Here is an 18,899-nt window from a genome sequence, read left to right as displayed (position 1 = left end):
TGTTACTCCTTTGGATCCGTTAACGGATCTAAGCACAATAACCCCAGTAAGGTGTCGGTAAACAAATGAGGATGCAGGCTGTGAATATTATGTCCTGCGGCGTGCAAAGGATGTAACTGCAAAGTGCCTAAACCAGACTCTGCCAGTGTCGCCTGCCAATCTATAGCCACTTGAGCAAATTTTTTGTCATCAACCCCATACATAAAATGACATGGACACTTTAGCGACTCAAGTACAGTGCGGCAGTCTTGCTGCAAGCTAAGAGACGTTGTTATGTAACAATTGGCTAGGCGTTGGGGATCATTGCTGCGGCGTATGGCAATAAGTTGCTGCTTTTGCGATTTACTCAAGTCATTGAAAACCGCTTGTTGATACCAAAGACTGAGAAAGTTCGTTATGGGCATATGCTGGAGTTTTTTCGCCCAGATATTATCGCTTTTGGCTCGCGCGGCTTGTTGCTGAGCATCTTGCAAGCCTGGATGAGCGGATTCGAGCGTTAAGCTCAAGAGCGAATCAGCATAACCATCTGCAATATGCAGCGCTATTCGTCCGCCGAGTGAGTAACCCAATAAATGAAACTGCATATAACCCATGCTATGCATTTTTCTGACAATAAGTTCGGCCGCTTGGTGTAATCCCGGTGAGCTTAAGGTATCTGCATTAGCGCCATGGCCCGGTAAATCAATGCAAATACAATGGAAATATTGGCTTAAGCGCGGCATTAAAATAGACCAGTCGTCTTTGCTGCCCAAAAAACCATGTAGCATTAATAATGCCGGTAATTGTGGTTGGCCAAAGCGACGGATTATTACCATTAGTGTTGTTTCACCCATTGACTGATTTGTGCTATTTGCTCGCTGGCTTGAGTTGGGCTGACATTGACTTCAATCACTGAGGCACAATTAAACTCAAAGGCTTCTTGGTAGGCCTGATTAAACGATTCAATATCATCTGCTTGTCGATAGGCTAAACCAAACATAGCAGCGCCATAACCAAACTCTAAACCGTGGCTTAATCGATAAAAGTCATTGCGCAGGCTTTCATTGGGTACTGGCAATAGATTAAAAATGTTACCGCCATCATTGTTAATAATAACCAGCACAAATGGTTGAGTCATTTGTTTTAACAGTGCCAGTGAGTTGAAATCATGCAAGCAGGATAGATCGCCCATTACCAACGTTGTAGGTGCATTTCTATCTGCGGCTACGCCACAAGCGGTTGCTATTAACCCATCAATGCCCGATGCACCACGGTTGGTATAAATTGCCGGTGTGTTGGTGGCAATTGGTGCGTACATATCATAGAGCCTGATAGGTAAGCTATTACCGATAAACAGTATATGTTGATCTGTTTGAGCCAATGCTATGGCACGCACAACTTGCGCTTCACCAAAGGTTGTATTGTCGATTTGTTGCTTAAACAGTGACTCTAATGACTCATTTAGCGGTAATAACTGTAATGCCCAGTTTGCTTGTGATGATCGTGGCCAAGGTAATTGGCATACCGCTTGAACACTGGCCTGGTAAAATTCTTTAGATTGATGGCTCGGGTCTAAACGATCGCCGTATTTACCTATATGCCAGTAGCTATGCCAAGATTGTTGGGCAATATATTGGAGTAAACGCTTGGAAATAAAGCGGCCACCAAAGACAAGTATCCGCTCAGCTTGTTCTAGTTGTTTGTTAGCTTTGGGGTTTAATAATAATTGGTCAACGTGGCCTATTACGCCTGGATGCTGGCGCAACTGTGATTGTGCATCAACTAATACTGGCCAGCCAAGCTTTTGTGCTAATGCAACTATTTGCTGTGGATTATCTTCAGGAGCTAAGGTGCCAACTACTATCACACCTTTACCATGAACAAAGCGCATTAAGGTGTCTGTAGTTGGTAACTCAGCATTTACTAGCCTAGCATAGCGAGTCAGTGGTTTAGTGCTTTCAAACCATTGGTTTAATGGCGCAAGGTAGGTTGATGTTGTCACACTGGCCGTTTTTTTTACATGGGCTAATGTCACCAATTCTGTTGGGTATAGCGGCTCACGGTACATGCAGTTTATGTGTACCGGTTGATGTTGATTAGCTAACGCATGATCAATAGTACTCAATAACGCATTAGCTGGATAACCAAGATCAGGAGTTGGTAAGTTAATTTGTTTAGCATATTGGGCGAATATAGCTGGCTGAATAATCGCCTGGTTCGCGCCACAATCAATCAGTTCTGGGGGTCTATCACCAGACAGAATAATCAATGGCACATGGGTTAACCACGCTTCAATAATGGCTGGATACAGATTAGCCACTGCGGTGCCTGAGGTGGTAATGATGGCGACGGGTGCATTGCTGGCTTTTGCCAGTCCAAGAGCCATAAACCCTAAACCACGCTCGTCAAAATGAATATGACGGGTGAGCTGGGTTTGACTAGCAGCAGCCAATGTTAACGGAGTTGAGCGAGAACCTGGTGCCATACATACATGCTTAACCCCTAAGCGTGCAAGTTCTTCCAAGATCAATTGACCCCATAACAAATTCATATCGGCGCTGGTCTGTTGTTGCATACTGGCTCATATTACAAATAAATAAACGAATATTAGTGTAACGCCAAGTTAGCGTTATATCTAAGATTTAGCGCAGATTTTTATCCAAAATCAGCGAAATAAGCTGTTAAGGTTACAATCCAATATCAGCCTTATTCTCTCTTGTTTTATTTATGTTGTGCTAATGTTGTTAATATGATTTATTTATAGTAGTAAAAACAATAACAACAAGGATCCTCGGAATATGGAATCTGCTGCATTATTAAAAAGAGTCGATGAATTACCACGTTTACCCAAAGCGGTAAGTGAGTTGTTAGATGCGGTTAATAATGAAAATACCACCGTTAAGAGCATTTCTGCCAAAGTGGCCCAAGATCCCCTCATTAGTGCCAGAGTGTTAAGATTAGCTAATTCAGCTCATTTTGGCCGCAGTCGTGAAGTCGGTTCTATTGACGAAGCTGTGATTCGATTAGGTATGCAAACGTTGCGGACGTTAGTTATTGCTTCTGCGGTTATTGGTGCAATACCTAATGCAGAAGGTATTGATTTAGCCGAATTCTGGGGTGAAACGTTTGAAGTCGCCCTGTATTCACAAGAAGTAGCCACACGTTGTGGCGTTGCACCAGATGAAGCTTTTACCTGCGCAATTTTACACAATATTGGTGATTTACTGATTGCGGTTGTTGAGCCTTCGGTCGCAGCACAAATCAGAGCTGCTGTAGCTGAAGGGGCAGATAAGCAACAGCTTGAAACGAGCTTATTAGGTTTTGACTCTCCATCAGTTGGTGCCTTATTAGCTAAAACATGGAAATTTACTCCCTCTTTAGTGCAAGGGATCGAGCATCAACGCGCACCGCTTAACGCTAAGCCTGCATCTAAGCTGGCTGCCGTTATCTATTTGTCGCACGAGGTGTTTGCACATTGGGATGATCAACGAGATGACGAATCTTTTACCGCTTGGTTGGCAGATATAACGAATCACAAGGCTGGTATCATCAAAATGGATATGGCCGGATTAGCCGAAAAGCTCCTCGCGCTTAGAGGTAAAGGGCTAGAAATAGGTAAGCAATTAGCCTAGTCAAGGCACTTAACCATTGAGCTCTGTTTATACAGAGCTTTTTTATGCTTGGTTGTTTATCCATTCGCTCATGACTACATGGGTTTTAATTTTGACGATGTCAGCTTGAGCATCAATAAATTCGCGAATTTCATGTAAGCGTTGCATTGAATTGGCATGCACATAAACCAATAAATCCATGTCGCCAGTAATGCCTTGGCAAGTAATCACTTCTGGAATTGTGGTAAAAATATGGATGACTTCAGCACAACGGGCGCAACGATGCTGAATTTCAAAGTATGCCGACACACCTTGTTTTTGCGACTCACTCAGTAAAACCTGATAGCCACGGATAACACCTGTTTGCTCCAATTTTTTAATTCGTTCAGTCACAGCACTGCGTGACAAATTCACTTGCTCAGCAATAAACGAAATACTCTGTCGAGCATTTTGGCGTAATTCGCTTATAATCGCTTTATCAAATTTATCCAATGATTTAAATCCCGATAATTGAGTGTTACAACCATATTCGGTCATTATGACGGTAAACTACCATTTACCCGTCATATTGTCGGTTTAGTAAAGCAACTTGAGCTCATTAACCCGCAGAATGTTTTGTGGTTTACCCTTATAATATCGCAATATATCACAGCAAGAATAAGATAATGAATCAAATGACCGCAACAATAGGACGCTGGCAAGGCGCTGGCTTAATGGCCACCACATTGTTAGGCACCGGAGTATTTATTTTACCGCAAATGACCATAGAGGTAGCAGGTTCAGCCTCGTTATTGGCATGGTTGTTATTAACGGTAGCGATTATCCCTGTCGCATTAGTATTTGGTTTATTAGCGAGTCGATTTCCCCATGCAGCGGGTCCCGCTTACTTTATTGAAAAAGCATTTGGTGCTACAGCGGGTCGAACTATCGGGCTGATCTTTTTATTAGTGATCCCCATCGGCGCGCCTGCTGCAATTTTAATGACCTTTCAATTTTTAGAAGCATTGATATCAATTTCTGGACTAGGTCAATTAGTCGCAGAGTTATTAATTGTGGCTGTGTTATTGCTGCTGAATATTAAAGGTATTCAGGTGTCGGCAAAATTACAGTTTGCATTAACCTTGTTGATTGTATCGGTAGTAGCAATATTATTTGGTGCCAGCGGGTTAAACGTCGATCAGTTAGAAACCTTTGCGCATAGTAGTCATCCGCAGTTTAGTGGAGTAATGCTAGCAATGGGTATTGGTTTTTGGAGCTTTCTAGGCATTGAAGCCATGACACATCTTGCCAGTGATTTCCGCCAACCCGATAAAGATTTGCTGCCTGCAATGATGATGGGCACCGTATTAGTGGGCGTTATTTATTTAGCCTGTACTTTTTTATTGCTAATGGTACCAACCGAGGGTGACGGCTTAGCGATGATATCGGCATTTGATTATTTATTATCGAATACTTTTTTGGGCGGCTATGGCGCGTATATCATCGGAGTATTGGGCATTGCCAGTGGGTTAGCAACCGTGAATGTGTATGCCGCTAGTGCTGCGCGTTTATTGTGGAGTTTCAGTAAAGAAGGCATTTTACCGCGCTATTTTGATAAGCTAAATCCTCACGGAGTACCTTTTAGAGCCTTGTTTGCCATTTTAGGCGCCATGGCGGTGGTGATTATTGTGACCTTTTACAGCACCCAAGAATTAGAAGACTTAATCGCTTGGAGTAATGGCGTGTTTGTGATTATTTACTTATTGGCGATGTTGTCGGCGGCTAAATTACTCAGTAAACGATACTTACCGTTGGTGATTGCAGGTTGTTTATTTTGTGTTGGTTTAGGTATAGCGCTTGGCAGTAATATGATTTACGCCATCGTATTGGTAGTGGTTATTGCCCCTTTTATGTGGTGGCAAAAAGCTCATCTTACCCGTAAATATTTGATGAGTGATAGCCAACATTAATTGGCTATCAGTTAGCGCGTTTCCATGGCGATATTGCGCATTTGAATCAGTTCACTGTGCTTTAAGTGGAGTAAATCAGCTGTGCGACGGATAATTTGGTCTTCATATTGCGACAATTCACCATCGGAATAAGCTAATTTCCACATTGACAGCAGTAATTTTTGTTTATCATCAATGCTAAATTGAGCATTGATTTCGGCGGTAAATTCAAACAAAGATGTGGCATTTTTACGGCTTTGTTTTGCCTCTTCTATAAGGGTTATCGCTTCTTCTGAGTTAATGCCTAAAGTATTGATGAGCATTTCGGGCAGTAAAGCCGCTTCAGCAGCAGCCAAATTTTCGTCGGCGTACACAACCTCTTGCAGTAGGGTTGCCGCGGCTAGGTTGAGGTTTTTCTGTTTATCTTCAGGGCTACTTTCTTGAGTATGCGATTGGAGAAATTGCTTTAGTTTGGCGATCATAATTACTCTTTCCAATGTTACGATTCATTTTTATGCTAGCAAAAATGCTAATCCCAAGCGAATAGCTTGGGATTAAATAATGTTAACGCAAGGTGTAGTGGCAAGTCTTAAGCCGTCTTAACAACGATTATAAGACTGAACCTAAGCCCTTCATTAATAAATCAACTGTACCTTCACCACCACTCTGTTGGAGATAGTTTTTAGCGATATCTACCATAGGGGTAATATATTCTTTTGAGATACCAAGTTTTTCAAAAGCATCATATACCATTGCGCTACCTTGTAACGAAGAGCCTAAATTACCTGCTTTAGATAATAATCCTGACATGCCGTTATCTGATGATAATGTCGGTACTGCTGCCAGTAGACCGTCTGCATTAGGGATGCTGTTGCTTAATTGACTGAAATCATTTTCACCTAAATTGGTTTGAGCCAAGCTAAGTAGCGAGCCTAATCCACCTTCAGCCTGGGTTTGAGATAACCCCAGTTGTGACATAACGTTACCGACTAAAGCACTTGACTGCTCTGTTGTTTCCGATTGTTCTATTGTTTCAGACTGTGCAATGGTTTTGGCTTGTTCTGTTACTGGTTTTTTAGTTATTTCAGCCACGTTGTCTAACCAGCCCGCAGATGTTGGTGCAGAGAATGCGAGCACGGTAAACAGTACCGGTAATGCGGATGCTAATTTCATAATGAGTGTCCTTTTATGTGGCTCAATGTCTAAACTTAGGCAGCATTTTACCCTGATTTACATAAATGCGACAGATGATCGCGATTTTTGCTCATTAGACTTGTGCAAAATGCATTTTTTTTGGGTATCCTAAGCGCAATATTCGTTGTTAATAGATTACTGGAACCCACATGTCATTTTTTGCAATTTTGACTGAAGCATTTAACTTCTTTCGAAACCACATCCGTCAGCTTGCTGTACTGACTTTGCCATTACTGTTAATTCAAGTCGCTATTCAACTTTGGCTCGGTAATGAAATGCTACAGGCTGATGCTGAAAATCCACAATTCGGCGCTGTTCATGCTGCGGCAATGATGGTGCTATTGTTGGTTTTTTCATTTTTAATTGCCGCATTAACCTTGTATTTAGAGCTTCGCTCTCAAGGTCACGATCTTGCGCCGGCACAAATATTGAAAGCTAGTTTGCCGTTTGTACCGCCATTATTATTGGCTGGAGTATTTTCAGGTTTAGCTATTTTAGCGCCGGTGATGATTTTTGCTGCGTTTGGCTCACTGTGGCTGATTGGCCTAATCGTGAGCTTGTACTTGTTTTCTCGCCTAGCCTATGTGAATTTTATGGTGGTGGTGGAACGCTTAACACCTTTAGAGGCGATTAAGAGTAGCTTTAAATTCAGTGGCCCTATAACGATTAAAACCATTGCGGTATTAATGCTGTACGTGCCATTGTCTCTATTAGCGGGCATGTTTTCACAAGTGGCAATGCAAGTTGGTTTTCCACTACAACTGGTAGTAGAAGCTACATTTTCGTTCTTAGGTTTGTTTGTTAATATTGCGTTATTTAGATTGTATATGGTTAATCGTAAAACACCGGATGCTGATAAAGCAGAGGGATAAATATTCAATCAACTCGCTAAAAGGAGAAACCATTGTTAAATGATATTGAGTTTATTAATGGTTTCTCTGCTGAATTAAGCGACGATTATCGTTTAGCTAAAAGTTATGTACGCGATATTCCTACCCAAGCGTTAGTCTACATTCGAAGCTTTACCCATAAACTCGCCGCTCAATTAGCGGTGCAGCATGGAGTAACGTTTACCTCAGCAAACTTATATGATCGTATTGAGCAGCTGAATCAGCGACGTGTTATTGATGTTGCCGCAGTGCGGGCGTTACACCGATTACGCAGTGATGGTAATCGCGGTGCGCATCCTGAAAAATATCATTTAACCCAAACTCAACTTGTTAGCATCGCAGAAAAGTCGATCCATCAAATTTTGCAATTAATTGAAAAGCTATACCCCTCTTTGCATCAAGGCGTTACTCCTCGTTATCAATTTGAAGCATTTGATTCATATGCTGGCCGCGACTTATGCTATCGCGCAGTGATGAAGAATGATCCCGAAGCACAATATTTAGTGGGGATGTCACTTAAAGCCAAAGGATTAATGCTACAAGAGCAAGAGCGCGCGTTGGCGCAAACCACAGACGGTTCACTCTTAGCAAGTTCAAATTCAAGTTCAGCATCATCAAGCTCAACATCCTCAAGTTCAAATTCAAATTCAGCAGAATCAAACACTCCAAGCCCAATATCAACCACGGTTGAACAAACGTCAGCGGATGTATTTGCCCAAGCAGCACATTGGTTTCATATTGCATCAGCTCATCATCAAGCGGCATTGTTTGAGCATGGTGTGAGCTTATTGCACGGCTATAGTGGTGCGGAAAATCCTGCGACGGGCGAGGCGTTTATTGCGCAAGCGGCAGCACAAGGTATTGTTAATGCGCAGGCCTTGTTAGGTTTCTTTTATCTGGTGGGCAGTGATCAATTTGAAGTGGATATTAATCAAGCCGAAACATTGCTGACATTAGCCGCTAATGCAGAAGATGCTGAAGCAATGTCAAACCTTGGGGTGCTGTTTTATCAAAACCAGCAATTCGAACAAGCTTACTTATGGGTAAATAAAGCCGCACAAACCGGTTACCCGCATGCACAATATCATTTGGCACTGATGCTTGAACAAGGTGAAGGATGCCAAGTTGATATCGCTACGAGCCAACAATGGATGCAAGAAGCCGCCGAACAAGGCCAGTTGGATGCGATGTTACGTTGCAGCAGTGATATCTTGCACGATGATGACGCTAGCCAACAGCAACTTAATATTGCTGAACACTATTTGCATGAGGTGATTAAATACGGCCGTAATGTCACCGCGATGATTGAACTGAGTGTCGCCTTAGCCGACGGAATTTTAGGCCGTATCGATGTGGTACAAGCAGCATATTTACTACAACAAGCTAATTTGCACGCCAATGAGATTCAGCGCCAGGTCATCGAGCCGCTTTGGCAGTCGTTACAGATGCAAATTGACAGTGTGATTGCGCTTAATCCAACGGAAGATGAGTTAGCTACCTTGCAACAGGCAAAGTGCTTACTCGCGTAAATTACGTTTGCTTTATTATGGTTTTTTTACTTTGAGGTTGTTTTTACGTTGGGGGGTTGTTAGCCAGTAAGGACTCATCGTAGATAAGTTTGTAGCGCGTACCTTCAATTCGCTTTAGTTAGAAACAATGGCTAATATTTAAGTGATATATTCAACATATCTCAACCTGCTTTGAAGCGCTTTGTGGAAAAACTTCACAGCAAGCCTAGCCTTACCATGTTCATACCAATCGAAAAGGTTAACTGACAGGTGCCAGCAATGAATATAATGACTTTGCCACCGCTTCCTGATGCGCATGCACTGGCTGTGTTATTGCTTGTGTTGCTTGCCCTGTTTCTATTTACCAGAGAATCTATTGCCATAGAGACCTCGAGTCTGTTTATTCTGGCAATGCTGAGCATCGGTTTTACAGTTTTTCCTTACGTCAATTCGCAGGGGCAACATCTTGAGGCGTTGCAGTTTTTCAGTGGTTTTGGCCATGAAGCGCTGGTGGCTGTGTGTGCCTTAATGATTGCCGGAAATGGTTTAGTGCGCACCGGAGCGCTAGTACCTCTTGGCCGAATTCTGGCGCGCTTATGGCTTGTTAGCCCAGCATTGAGTATGTTGCTGACCTTGCTGGTTGGCGCTTTTCTGAGTGCATTTGTTAATAATGTGCCGATAGTCGTACTGCTGCTTCCTATTCTAATCAGTGTATCGCTGCGAACCGGAGAGCCAGCTTCTGGGATGTTAATGCCAATGGGATTTGCCACTCTGGTGGGAGGCATGAGTACCAGTATTGGCACCTCGACTAATTTGTTAGTTGTTTCAGTTGCTGCAGATATGGGCTTAAGAAGACTGCAGATGTTTGATTTTTTTGTACCGGCAGCAATCGTTGCCGCTATTGCTATTGTTTATTTATGGTTGATTGCGCCACGCTTACTGCCTACTCGTAAGGCCATACTCAGCGATACCTCCCCAAGAATATTTACTGCCCAACTGGTTATATTGGAAGACGGTTTTGCAGTCGGTAAGACATTAACCGAACTTATTGAAAAGAGCTCAGGTTTGCTGGAAGTATCACGCATTATGCGGGGTACTGGAACCTATGTTGTACCGTTGCCCGATGCGCAAATTCAGGCTGGAGACCGGTTAATGGTGAATGACACTCCGGAAAATTTGAAGGAACTGGAAAGTGCTCTAGATGCCATGCTTTATGTCGGAGATACGCCAGTGGACGAAGAGCATCCATTATCCGGTGAAGGGCAACAGATTGCCGAAATAGTGGTGATGCAAGGTTCTCCTTTGCTTGGTATGACCTTGAGGCAACTTAACTTTTATGATCGTTATCAATTAATGGTGCTGGCAATACATCGAGAGGGAAACTCAGTAGAGACGCTGCGTGAAAAAATAGCACAGGCCCGTTTGCGCATTGGTGATGTTCTTTTAGTACAGGGAGATCAAGATACCATTGGCGAAATTAAGCGTGCTGGTGAGCTATTAGTGCTCGATGCCACCGCAGATCTTCCGTACACGGATAAAGCGGTAACGGCTTTACTGATTATGGCGGCAATTATTCTTGTGTCGGCATTTGGTGATGTTCCCATTGCGATAAGCGCCGTAGGGGGTGTGCTGCTTATGCTGGTCACACGCTGCCTAACCTGGCGTCATGCTTCTATGGCGCTAAGCACTCAGGTCATTTTGATTGTGGCGGCGAGTTTGGCTATGGGAGCGGCATTATTAAAAACCGGTGGTGCAGAGTATTTAGCACAAGTCTTTGTCGCGTTAACCGCAGGGGCTTCTCCGGCGGTTATTGTATCTGGACTGATGTTGCTAATGGCCATTATGACCAATATTGTGTCCAATAATGCAGCTGCAGTCATAGGTACCCCTATTGCTATCAGTATCGCGCAGCAACTGCAGGTTGATCCCGAACCCTTTGTTATTGCTGTGCTGTTTGGTGCCAATATGAGTTATGCCACCCCTATGGCTTATAAAACTAACCTGCTGGTAATGCATGCGGGAGGCTATAAATTTATCGATTTTGTTCGGGTGGGCGTCCCGCTAACCATCATCGTCTGGCTGGGGTTGTCTCTACTACTGCCGGTCATGTATTCGCTTAGCTGGTAATCTTTGAAGTGGCGTACTTATTTTTAATGTATGTAATATGTGTTCTATTGTTCAAAAATTATTTTATATCAATAAGATATTAAGCAATGAAAAATATTGACCAATAACTTATGTGGTCGACTTTATTGAGTGAACTGTTCAATTAGTTGTTGAATTAAGCTGCAACGCAGAGCAGTAGGAGAATTCAGTTGAGTGTATTATGCTCATTGAATCCGCTAGCGTTAGACCGATGTGATGGAGCACAATAATAACAATGGATTTTAATAAAAAACTTACTAGCAACTCTGTATCAGTTACTGCAAATTTACTCAGTAACCCAGAGTCCACACCAACAATTAAATTCCTATTAGCAAATTAAACCAATTAACCTAAGCTAGCAATCGTTTTGGTCTAACAAGAGATTTGTGCTGTATAAACAATTCAATGAACAAATACTAAAACGTAAGTAGCCAGAAAAGGTGTAAAGTAAATATGGACGTTTGGAAAAGATTATTAGTTATTGTTTTAGTGACGCTGTCATACGTAGGTTGCGATCAAGGTACGAAGTTATTAGCGGCAGAACATCTTCCTAAATTTCAAATGACGAGCTACCTTAATGACCTTCTCAGAGTGGGTTACACAGAAAATATTGGTGCATTTCTAGGTTTAGGTAATAGTTTATCGGAACAAACTAGATTCTGGCTTTTTGTGGTTTTTGTCGGTACATTGTTGTTGGCTTTACTGGTTTATTTAGTATCAAATGCCAAACAGCATCTTGTACCTTTAATTGCTTTATCGTTAGTATTTTCTGGTGGTATAAGTAATTTCTACGACCGGATAGTTAATAATGGTGCCGTTATCGATTTTCTAAATATCGGTATAGGCTCTATTCGAACAGGTATTTTTAATGTTGCAGACATAGCAATAATGTTTGGTGTATTTCTGCTCTTATTTGCTCAAAGCAAGCATAAAAATACGGTGTGAAAGTCGACTAACCGGTCATTCATTTGGTTTTGGTTAAGCCTACATGGATATGTGCGAGGAAGACCTATCAGGCTCAGGCATTCTGTTGTAAAGAGTCTTCAACGGCCTCAAGTTCAGAGTTGAATTTGTACATTTTCAATTAAGGAAAACACGATGAAAAGGGATTTCAATGAAAAACTTACCTTCTACTCAACATCAATTGACAAAAACTGCTCTGTAACCCAGAGCCAGCATCAAAAAAAGCAAATACCAAAAGCATAAAGTGTACTAATTAATCTAGATTCGGTATCGGCCAAGTACAACAAGCTGTTTATGCCATGCAAACAGCGCAACGCATAAATACTAAAACGTTAGGCATACAAGGAGATCGTGTGGATAATCTTAAAAATGGATTCTTATGGGGTTTAGGTTTTGGTCTATCAATAACCATCATCATTTTAATTACTCAATATGTTAATCCAAGTGAATATGAGAAAATGCAAAGTTACAATCCTACAAAAATAGAAAGTTTTGAGGTAACTAGTAAAGTCAGCCGCCTAGAAGGTTCTAATTATGTCGTCGCGGGTGAATACAAGATTACTCAGATGACTAATTTTGAAATGTATAAGATTGAAGTGGTAATTCGTGATGAAAAGGGAGTATTCCTACAGAGATGTAGCTCTGATGTAGATAAATATAATATTGAAACAGAAAAAACGTTCACAAAAGTAGTCGTCTGCCGTGATTTTTCTGATTCTAGTTCTGTATCATCAATAGAAATAAACTTGATGGGTTACAAGTAGCACCTATCAAATAAGGATAGGCCGCGCGAAGCCGCGTCCTATCCCAAGTGTTGAACAAGCCCGCACACATGAGATGTTACTCTTTATTATGTAAATAACAGTAATGTTGTTTAAGTGTTTATGGCGTTGTTAGGCGAATGCCTACTGAATGGATTAATTTAGGATATCAGTGAGGGATTTACTGCCATTAAATAATTCAAAGATTTTGCCGCCTAGCTGTGGTTTTCCTACAGCGTAAGTCAGTGCGCGAGCAACATCTTCTCTGTGAATGGTCATTTTTTCTTTGCTGCTCGGCCGTTGGGTTTGGACTTTACCTGTGGCACGATCATCGGTTAATGAACCCGGTCTAAATATAGTGTAGTTAAGCCCACTGCTGATCAAGTATTCATCGGCCATGTGTTTGGCAACTAAGTAAGGCTTCATTTGTTCTGAGCCTTGGTCGGGATCGTCAGCGCCGATAGAGCTGACCATAATGAAATGTGACACATTAGCGGCTTTTGCGTAATCAATGGCTTTACAGGCCGCCCATAAATCAATGAGCATAGTTTTGTCTGCACCTGTTTTACCACCTGAGCCAGCGCTGAAAATGACCTGATCGCAATCGTTAAATGCTTGGCTAAAGTCCTGTTCTAAATCCGCTTCAACTATGTCTAGCTTCTTATCGCTGGCGATATCAGCCAATTTATTTTTATCTCGCACTAACGCTATTACTGATTGGCCATCTGCTAATAGCTGCTTTGTCGCCATGTTACCGATCTGTCCGCTTGCGCCTAAAATGAGTGTTTTGTTCATTTTATCTTCTCCTCAGTATCGAATTTTTGGCTTATATTACTGGCAAATGTTGCAGCATCATTTGCTACTCTATTTGCCCGCCTTCTAATAACATTGGGGTTTGATCTGCGCGATTCAATGCCTAAGAGGTGACTAGTGTTTAGCCGCTCTTTATGTTTTACATAAATAATAAACATAGCCAGCCGATATTTTTGGTGAATATTTAAGGTTTTACCGGCTTAGATATCGTTAATAGCTTGCAGGAATGACTACTAATGACGGTAATCTTAAGATAAACCATAGCCAATACCAATTTGGAAAAATGGCTAGAAGCGGTAAGGTTGTCACTAAACGCATCTAACGGTTAGTTAATCTGCTTGATGCTCGAATGTGCGACCAGTGTGTTGAGTTTGATTCGATTTAGGTCGGCTAAACATATCTGCATAAGGTGCTGCTTGTTCGCGCTGAACATCAGCGCGGTCTTGGTAGATATCACCTTGTTGGGCTTGTGACTGGTTTCTCTGCAATATTTTTTTACCTAATAGCTGTAAAGTAATAAAGCTTAATAAGCCTAGTAACAATAAAAAGGGTAATAGCACAATTGTGGTTAATGCGATGCTAAAAAACATCAATAATGCCAAAATGGGGTTCATAGCCGTGAATCGACTTTTCAAATTAGCAGTGTGGAATGATTGATTAAATTTCATGGTGGCTCCTGAATGCGCTTGGTCTGAAAATAGGTGTCTAAAGACGTTACCTATAAATTAGTAACGATGACTTAATGTACAGCTTGCAATGTTTGGACATAATATGTCACGTTAAACCTAGTTAATGTTTTAAGCTTGAGATCCAAGTCTAATGAGTTGAGTCTGTTTGGCATTGGGTTTGAGTCGCAAGTAAGACATGCCATTTATGAGCCTAAATGAAGTTTGCAGATCAAGACTGTGACAACTGATATTAATGCTGCCAATGGACATATTTTTTCAAGCTGTTGCACTATTTTGTGAAGCCGTCGCACTATTTTTGCATGTAAATTTAACTTTAAATCCTATTTTATTCAAAGCCTTGGCTATTAGGTAGTCCATCAAGTTTGCTTGGTGGCTATCTATTAAGTCGTCATTTTATTCGAGCGTTGAGTGAGCTAAAAGTTCAATCTAGGCTTAATGTTAGCCATTGTGTTTACTGATATGTTGGTTCGCGATGGCTTTATCGACACTGCTGAAAATAATATTGCGAAACCATTGATGTCCCGGTTCTTGATTATTTCGTTCATGCCATAAAAATACATACGCCATTGGCATAAATTCAAAAGGTAAAGGAATGGACACCAGCGAATATAATTTTTGTGCATGGTTAGCAAAGCTAGAGGGTAAAGTAAAAATTAAATCGGTATGGGCACAAACACTGGCTGCACCATAAAAATCTGGCACTATGGTCGATAGGTTACGATGTAAGCCCAAGTTGGCTAAGTGGTAATCGAGTGCCCACCAATCGTTACCTTCACATCTTACCTGTACATGAGACATGTTAAGGTAGTGAGCTTGATCCCAGTGACCATCTTTTACAGCCTGTAAAATAGGATGATTTTTACGCACCAAGCAAACTTGATGGTCGTTAAATAATATTTGCGATTCGATGCCTTCAGGTACTTTGTCAATATTGACATCGGTTTGAGGCAGAATGTCTCGACCTGCAATGCCAAAATCGATTTGTCCTTGCTGTAGGTCTTGCATGGATTTTTCGGTCCAAACATAGGAATCTAATTTTATTAACGGTGCCTGTTGTAATAATGGCCCGATAAAATAGGGTATTAGAGTTTCATATGCGCTTTCGACCATCGAGAATGAAAATTGACGGTTACTGGTCGTAGGGTGAAAGGTTGGCGGTTGCGTGAGCTGATATAAATTTTGTAACACTAACGGCAGTTGCTGTCTTAATGCATCAGCATGTGCGGTTGGTTTTAAGCCGTGTGCTGTGCGTTGAAACAGTGGGTCGTCTAGTGTTTCTCGCAACCGATTTAAGCTTTTACTGACAGCAGATTGACTCACATGCAAGCGATGAGCAGCCCGAGTAACGCTTTGCTCCTCAAGTAATACTTGTAGAATGACTAATAGATTAAGATCGACTCGAGCAAGATTGTCTAAATTCATGTGATATTCTCAAATGGAAATTCACTTCGGATTTTATATCATTTTCATTCATACCTCCATTTGGCTTACTATAGCGCCCTATTAAGGGTGACCTTTGTGTATTAAAAATTTGAGAGAAAGAAGTTTATGCGTCGTAACTTATTGCCACTGTTAATGTTTATGGTGCTTTTAAGCCCATTAGCTATTGATATTTATCTGCCGTCTATGCCTGCAATGGCGTTGGAGTACGGTGTATCTAACAGTGAAGTACAGTCCACCTTAGTATTATTTTTATTTGCGATGGGCGTAGGACAAATTCTAATTGGCCCGTTAGCTGACCGTTTTGGCCGTAAACCTGTCGCGTTATTCGGAATTGTACTTTATGGCATTAGCAGTTTATTAGGTGCTTACGCGGTTGAGTTTGAAGTGTTGCAGATTGCTCGCGTTTTTCAAGGCTTAGCGGCATGTTCAACTTCTATTGTGGTATTTAGTGCGGTGCGTGATTGCTATTCCCGCAAAGAAAGTGTGTCGCTGTACAGTTATCTCAATGGCGCCATTTGTGTGGTACCCGCACTAGCTCCAACATTTGGTGGCTTACTAGCATTACAGTTTGGCTGGCGTTCTACTTTCATTTTTATGGCTTTGTATGCCATTTTTGTGTTGTTTTTGGTAGGGTTCCGTTTTCCGGAAACGCGTCCATTAAATACTGACAGCACAGGGCCTTTATACCGTTGGAGCCGCTATAAGCCGGTTATTGGCGACCCTCATTTTATGTTTTATGCCAGTTGTTGCATGATCGCGATGGCATCAATTTTATGTTATGTGTCTTATTCGCCAGTGTGGTTAATTGGTCATTTAGGTATTTCAGAATTAACTTTCAGCGGTTTATTTGGCCTTAATGCTGCGGTCAATATTGCCGCGTGTTTTGCTGCTCCAGTGTTGGTTAAGCGTATTGGTAACCGTCCGGGAGTGGTCGTGGCATTATCGTTGATGTTGCTTGCTGCTGTTATCGAAGCTGCGATGTACTTTGCTGGCCCCCAAGAAGGATTAGCAGCCGCAATAGCGTTTATGGCTCCGATGATGATTTTGTGTGTTGGCTTTGCTGTTTTACTTGGCCCTGCAACCAGTATGGCGTTGTCGGCTTTCGGTGAGCGAGCAGGTACGGCGACGGCGATGTTAGGTTGTATTCAAATGAGTGGGGCATCAATACTGACGGCGTTGATCCAACTAACCGATATACCAGCACCCTATGCGATAGCTGTTGTGATGGGGGGCTTTAGTGCAGTATTGCTGATCATTATGGCAATGAACCGTTTAAGCCATCTGCATCAAGAACAGTTACAACATGACTAATTAGCTTTAGTAATATCACCTTTAACCCGCAGAATGCTAACCACATTCCGCGGGTATTTTTTTGCCCAATATGATGATACTTAGAAACGGGCGTTAACGCCTACACTAAAGCTGGTTTGTGATTCGCTATCATATTCGCCATTGTAATATGAATGGTCAAGTGAAAACTTAGCCGAAAACACATCGGCAAAACGCCAGACGTAGCGTGTGTTTATACCTGTCAAAGTGTCTGTTCGGTCATTATTACCCTGGTTGTCATAAGTAGTACCGCTGATGTCATAATCAGTTTCGGTATAACGCTGTTCAGCAACAGCCCCTATAGACCATGCATTATTGATATACCAATCGGCATTGATTGCAACGTTATAGTTATTGTTCCCAAAGTACATTTGAGAATCTGTGGTTGTTACTTGACCTAAATCATCGACCGAGGTGCTTGAAGCATTACTTGTATTTTGCTGTTCACTATAGGTAAATGCACCTGTGAGCATAACTCCTGCAGTTGATTGCAATGGAATAAAGTGTTCATATGTTAGGCCGAAAACATCAACGTCATTACTATCATAACGCTCAGAACTATAGCTTGTTGATGTAAAGGTGTTTGATTCAGAATCAGAAATTCTGCTGTAATTGAGGGTTAATGCCGAATGGTCCGTGAAAAAATAACCTAAGTTTGCTGAATAAATGGTAGAGCTATCTGAACCAGTATCAAAATTGACTCGGCTTACTTTTGCACCGACGAACCAGTTAGAGTCGAAAACATACTGGCCTGACAGTTCATATATATCATCGAAACTAGAAGTAGAGTAACGAGCCGCAACAGTTGAACCTTGGTGAAAAAAATCGGCTAGCACATATGGCTTTTCCGCTTGTTCAACCGCTTTAAAGTAATAACGATAGTTAGCATTAAATAGGCCATCACCGCCATCGTCAGAATCTAAAAAGCTTAGTTCAGCTTCGTGGTGATAGGCATTATCTTGAGCGGCATAAACGGAACTTGTAGAAAGTGCGAGCATTAATGCAATAGACATCGTAGTCATTGTTGTTGTCTTAATTCTTGTCATAATAGCGGTTCTTCCTTGAGATTTTATGATTTAGAGCGATGCATATTGAACTCAATTTTATATAATTGCAACAACATATTCGCAACAAAATAAGACGAAAAATGAGCAGAAGTTATTGTATCCATTGCCAATACCCACAGTCGGCTTGCGTGTGTCATGCGCTCAAACCGGTGACGTCAAATACCGAGGTATTGGTGATGCAGCATCCATCTGAAGTGGATCATGCTAAGAACACCGTGAGGTTATTGAAACTGGTGATGCCGCAGATGAAAATTTACGTGGGTGAATCTGCCGCGGACTTTATTGAGCTGCAACATTATTTAGCTGCGCAAACGAAGCCGATTTATGTGGTTTATCCAAATGAGCACAGCCAAACTGTAGCCGAGGCTGGAGCCAGTGAGGCTGCGATAATTATTTTAGTCGACGGTACTTGGCGTAAAGCATACCGAATGTTGCAGCTCAATCCGTGGTTACTTAATTAACCTGAGATCGGTTTAAGCCATAACAGAAATCGCATTGAAATCGACATCTGTGATATTGAGTTGTGGCTTACTTTCTTTGAGTTGATAAGCGATTAAACCACCAATCATATTCAACATA

18 protein-coding genes and 1 pseudogene are annotated in these 18,899 nt (G+C 41.8%); 9 read left to right on the top strand and 10 right to left on the bottom strand.

Annotated elements, in window-relative coordinates:
* Positions 1 to 2 precede the first annotated feature (2 nt).
* Both menH and menD read right to left on the bottom strand, forming a co-directional pair.
* Positions 3 to 815, bottom strand: a complete 813-nt coding sequence (gene menH / locus H5202_RS04995; RefSeq protein ID WP_182771086.1) for a 2-succinyl-6-hydroxy-2,4-cyclohexadiene-1-carboxylate synthase — start codon at positions 813 to 815, stop codon at positions 3 to 5.
* Entirely contained in the window at positions 815 to 2,554 is a 1,740-nt protein-coding gene (gene menD / locus H5202_RS04990) for a 2-succinyl-5-enolpyruvyl-6-hydroxy-3-cyclohexene-1-carboxylic-acid synthase (protein WP_182771085.1), read from the bottom strand. The genes menH and menD overlap by 1 nt, the downstream gene beginning before the upstream one ends.
* Before the next feature lie 223 nt (positions 2,555 to 2,777).
* Between menD and H5202_RS04985 the strand changes: the two genes are divergently transcribed.
* Positions 2,778 to 3,611 (top strand): HDOD domain-containing protein, encoded by an 834-nt coding sequence (locus H5202_RS04985; protein WP_182771084.1) that lies wholly within the window; start codon positions 2,778 to 2,780, stop codon positions 3,609 to 3,611.
* Positions 3,612 to 3,653: 42 nt separating this feature from the next.
* On the opposite strand, the gene H5202_RS04980 is transcribed toward H5202_RS04985, so the two are convergent.
* A complete protein-coding gene (locus H5202_RS04980; protein WP_182771096.1) occupies positions 3,654 to 4,082 on the bottom strand; it encodes an Lrp/AsnC family transcriptional regulator in 429 nt (142 codons plus the stop codon).
* Positions 4,083 to 4,255: 173 nt separating this feature from the next.
* Between H5202_RS04980 and yjeH the strand changes: the two genes are divergently transcribed.
* Positions 4,256 to 5,539, top strand: a complete 1,284-nt coding sequence (yjeH, locus tag H5202_RS04975; RefSeq protein ID WP_182771083.1) for an L-methionine/branched-chain amino acid transporter — start codon at positions 4,256 to 4,258, stop codon at positions 5,537 to 5,539.
* 11 nt (positions 5,540 to 5,550) lie between these two features.
* Here the strand turns inward: yjeH and H5202_RS04970 are convergent, their stop codons facing one another.
* Positions 5,551 to 6,000: a tellurite resistance TerB family protein gene (locus tag H5202_RS04970; RefSeq protein WP_182771082.1), complete on the bottom strand. Its 450-nt coding sequence runs from the start codon at positions 5,998 to 6,000 to the stop codon at positions 5,551 to 5,553.
* Between the two features lie 127 nt (positions 6,001 to 6,127).
* Entirely contained in the window at positions 6,128 to 6,691 is a 564-nt protein-coding gene (locus tag H5202_RS04965; protein ID WP_182771081.1) for a DUF2780 domain-containing protein, read from the bottom strand.
* Between the two features lie 170 nt (positions 6,692 to 6,861).
* Here H5202_RS04965 and H5202_RS04960 point away from each other — a divergent pair, with 170 nt between their 5' ends.
* The 5 genes from H5202_RS04960 (at position 6,862) to H5202_RS04940 (ending at position 12,982) form a co-directional block, all read left to right on the top strand.
* Complete coding sequence (locus H5202_RS04960; protein WP_182771080.1) at positions 6,862 to 7,584, top strand: hypothetical protein; 723 nt, start codon at positions 6,862 to 6,864, stop codon at positions 7,582 to 7,584.
* A 32-nt stretch (positions 7,585 to 7,616) separates the two neighbouring features.
* Positions 7,617 to 9,131 carry a DUF4145 domain-containing protein gene (locus H5202_RS04955; RefSeq protein WP_182771079.1) on the top strand — a complete coding sequence of 505 codons (1,515 nt, stop codon included), beginning with the start codon at positions 7,617 to 7,619 and terminating at the stop codon, positions 9,129 to 9,131.
* Positions 9,132 to 9,389: 258 nt separating this feature from the next.
* Positions 9,390 to 11,237, top strand: a complete 1,848-nt coding sequence (locus H5202_RS04950) for an SLC13 family permease (RefSeq protein WP_259397191.1) — start codon at positions 9,390 to 9,392, stop codon at positions 11,235 to 11,237.
* A gap of 471 nt (positions 11,238 to 11,708) precedes the next feature.
* Positions 11,709 to 12,200, top strand: coding sequence for a signal peptidase II (lspA, locus tag H5202_RS04945; RefSeq protein WP_182771078.1), 492 nt, complete (start codon positions 11,709 to 11,711; stop codon positions 12,198 to 12,200).
* Positions 12,201 to 12,517: 317 nt separating this feature from the next.
* Positions 12,518 to 12,982 (top strand): hypothetical protein, encoded by a 465-nt coding sequence (locus H5202_RS04940; RefSeq protein WP_182771077.1) that lies wholly within the window; start codon positions 12,518 to 12,520, stop codon positions 12,980 to 12,982.
* A 153-nt stretch (positions 12,983 to 13,135) separates the two neighbouring features.
* Here the strand turns inward: H5202_RS04940 and H5202_RS04935 are convergent, their stop codons facing one another.
* The 3 genes from H5202_RS04935 to H5202_RS04925 form a co-directional block, all read right to left on the bottom strand.
* Positions 13,136 to 13,774 (bottom strand): SDR family oxidoreductase, encoded by a 639-nt coding sequence (locus H5202_RS04935; RefSeq protein ID WP_182771076.1) that lies wholly within the window; start codon positions 13,772 to 13,774, stop codon positions 13,136 to 13,138.
* 347 nt (positions 13,775 to 14,121) lie between these two features.
* On the bottom strand, positions 14,122 to 14,460 hold the full coding sequence (locus tag H5202_RS04930; protein ID WP_182771075.1) for a hypothetical protein: 339 nt from the start codon (positions 14,458 to 14,460) through the stop codon (positions 14,122 to 14,124).
* 459 nt (positions 14,461 to 14,919) lie between these two features.
* Positions 14,920 to 15,903: a LysR family transcriptional regulator gene (locus H5202_RS04925; protein ID WP_182771074.1), complete on the bottom strand. Its 984-nt coding sequence runs from the start codon at positions 15,901 to 15,903 to the stop codon at positions 14,920 to 14,922.
* A gap of 126 nt (positions 15,904 to 16,029) precedes the next feature.
* On the opposite strand from H5202_RS04925, the gene H5202_RS04920 reads away from it, so the two are divergent.
* Positions 16,030 to 17,235 (top strand): multidrug effflux MFS transporter, encoded by a 1,206-nt coding sequence (locus H5202_RS04920; protein WP_182771073.1) that lies wholly within the window; start codon positions 16,030 to 16,032, stop codon positions 17,233 to 17,235.
* Between the two features lie 80 nt (positions 17,236 to 17,315).
* On the opposite strand, the gene H5202_RS04915 is transcribed toward H5202_RS04920, so the two are convergent.
* The gene (locus H5202_RS04915; protein WP_182771072.1) at positions 17,316 to 18,299 is read right to left on the bottom strand and encodes a hypothetical protein; all 984 of its coding nucleotides are present in this window, start codon (positions 18,297 to 18,299) and stop codon (positions 17,316 to 17,318) included.
* A gap of 101 nt (positions 18,300 to 18,400) precedes the next feature.
* On the opposite strand from H5202_RS04915, the gene H5202_RS04910 reads away from it, so the two are divergent.
* The gene (locus H5202_RS04910) at positions 18,401 to 18,781 is read left to right on the top strand and encodes a tRNA-uridine aminocarboxypropyltransferase (RefSeq protein ID WP_259397190.1); all 381 of its coding nucleotides are present in this window, start codon (positions 18,401 to 18,403) and stop codon (positions 18,779 to 18,781) included.
* A gap of 12 nt (positions 18,782 to 18,793) precedes the next feature.
* Here H5202_RS04910 and H5202_RS04905 read toward each other — a convergent pair.
* Positions 18,794 to 18,899: pseudogene (locus H5202_RS04905) on the bottom strand (IS982 family transposase); the annotation flags it as partial.

It is taken from the genome of Shewanella sp. SG41-4, assembly GCF_014164505.1.
GTDB lineage: Bacteria > Pseudomonadota > Gammaproteobacteria > Enterobacterales > Shewanellaceae > Shewanella.
The sequence above is the reverse complement of the archived record's forward strand: the minus strand, read 5'-3'. Positions and strand labels throughout refer to the sequence as shown.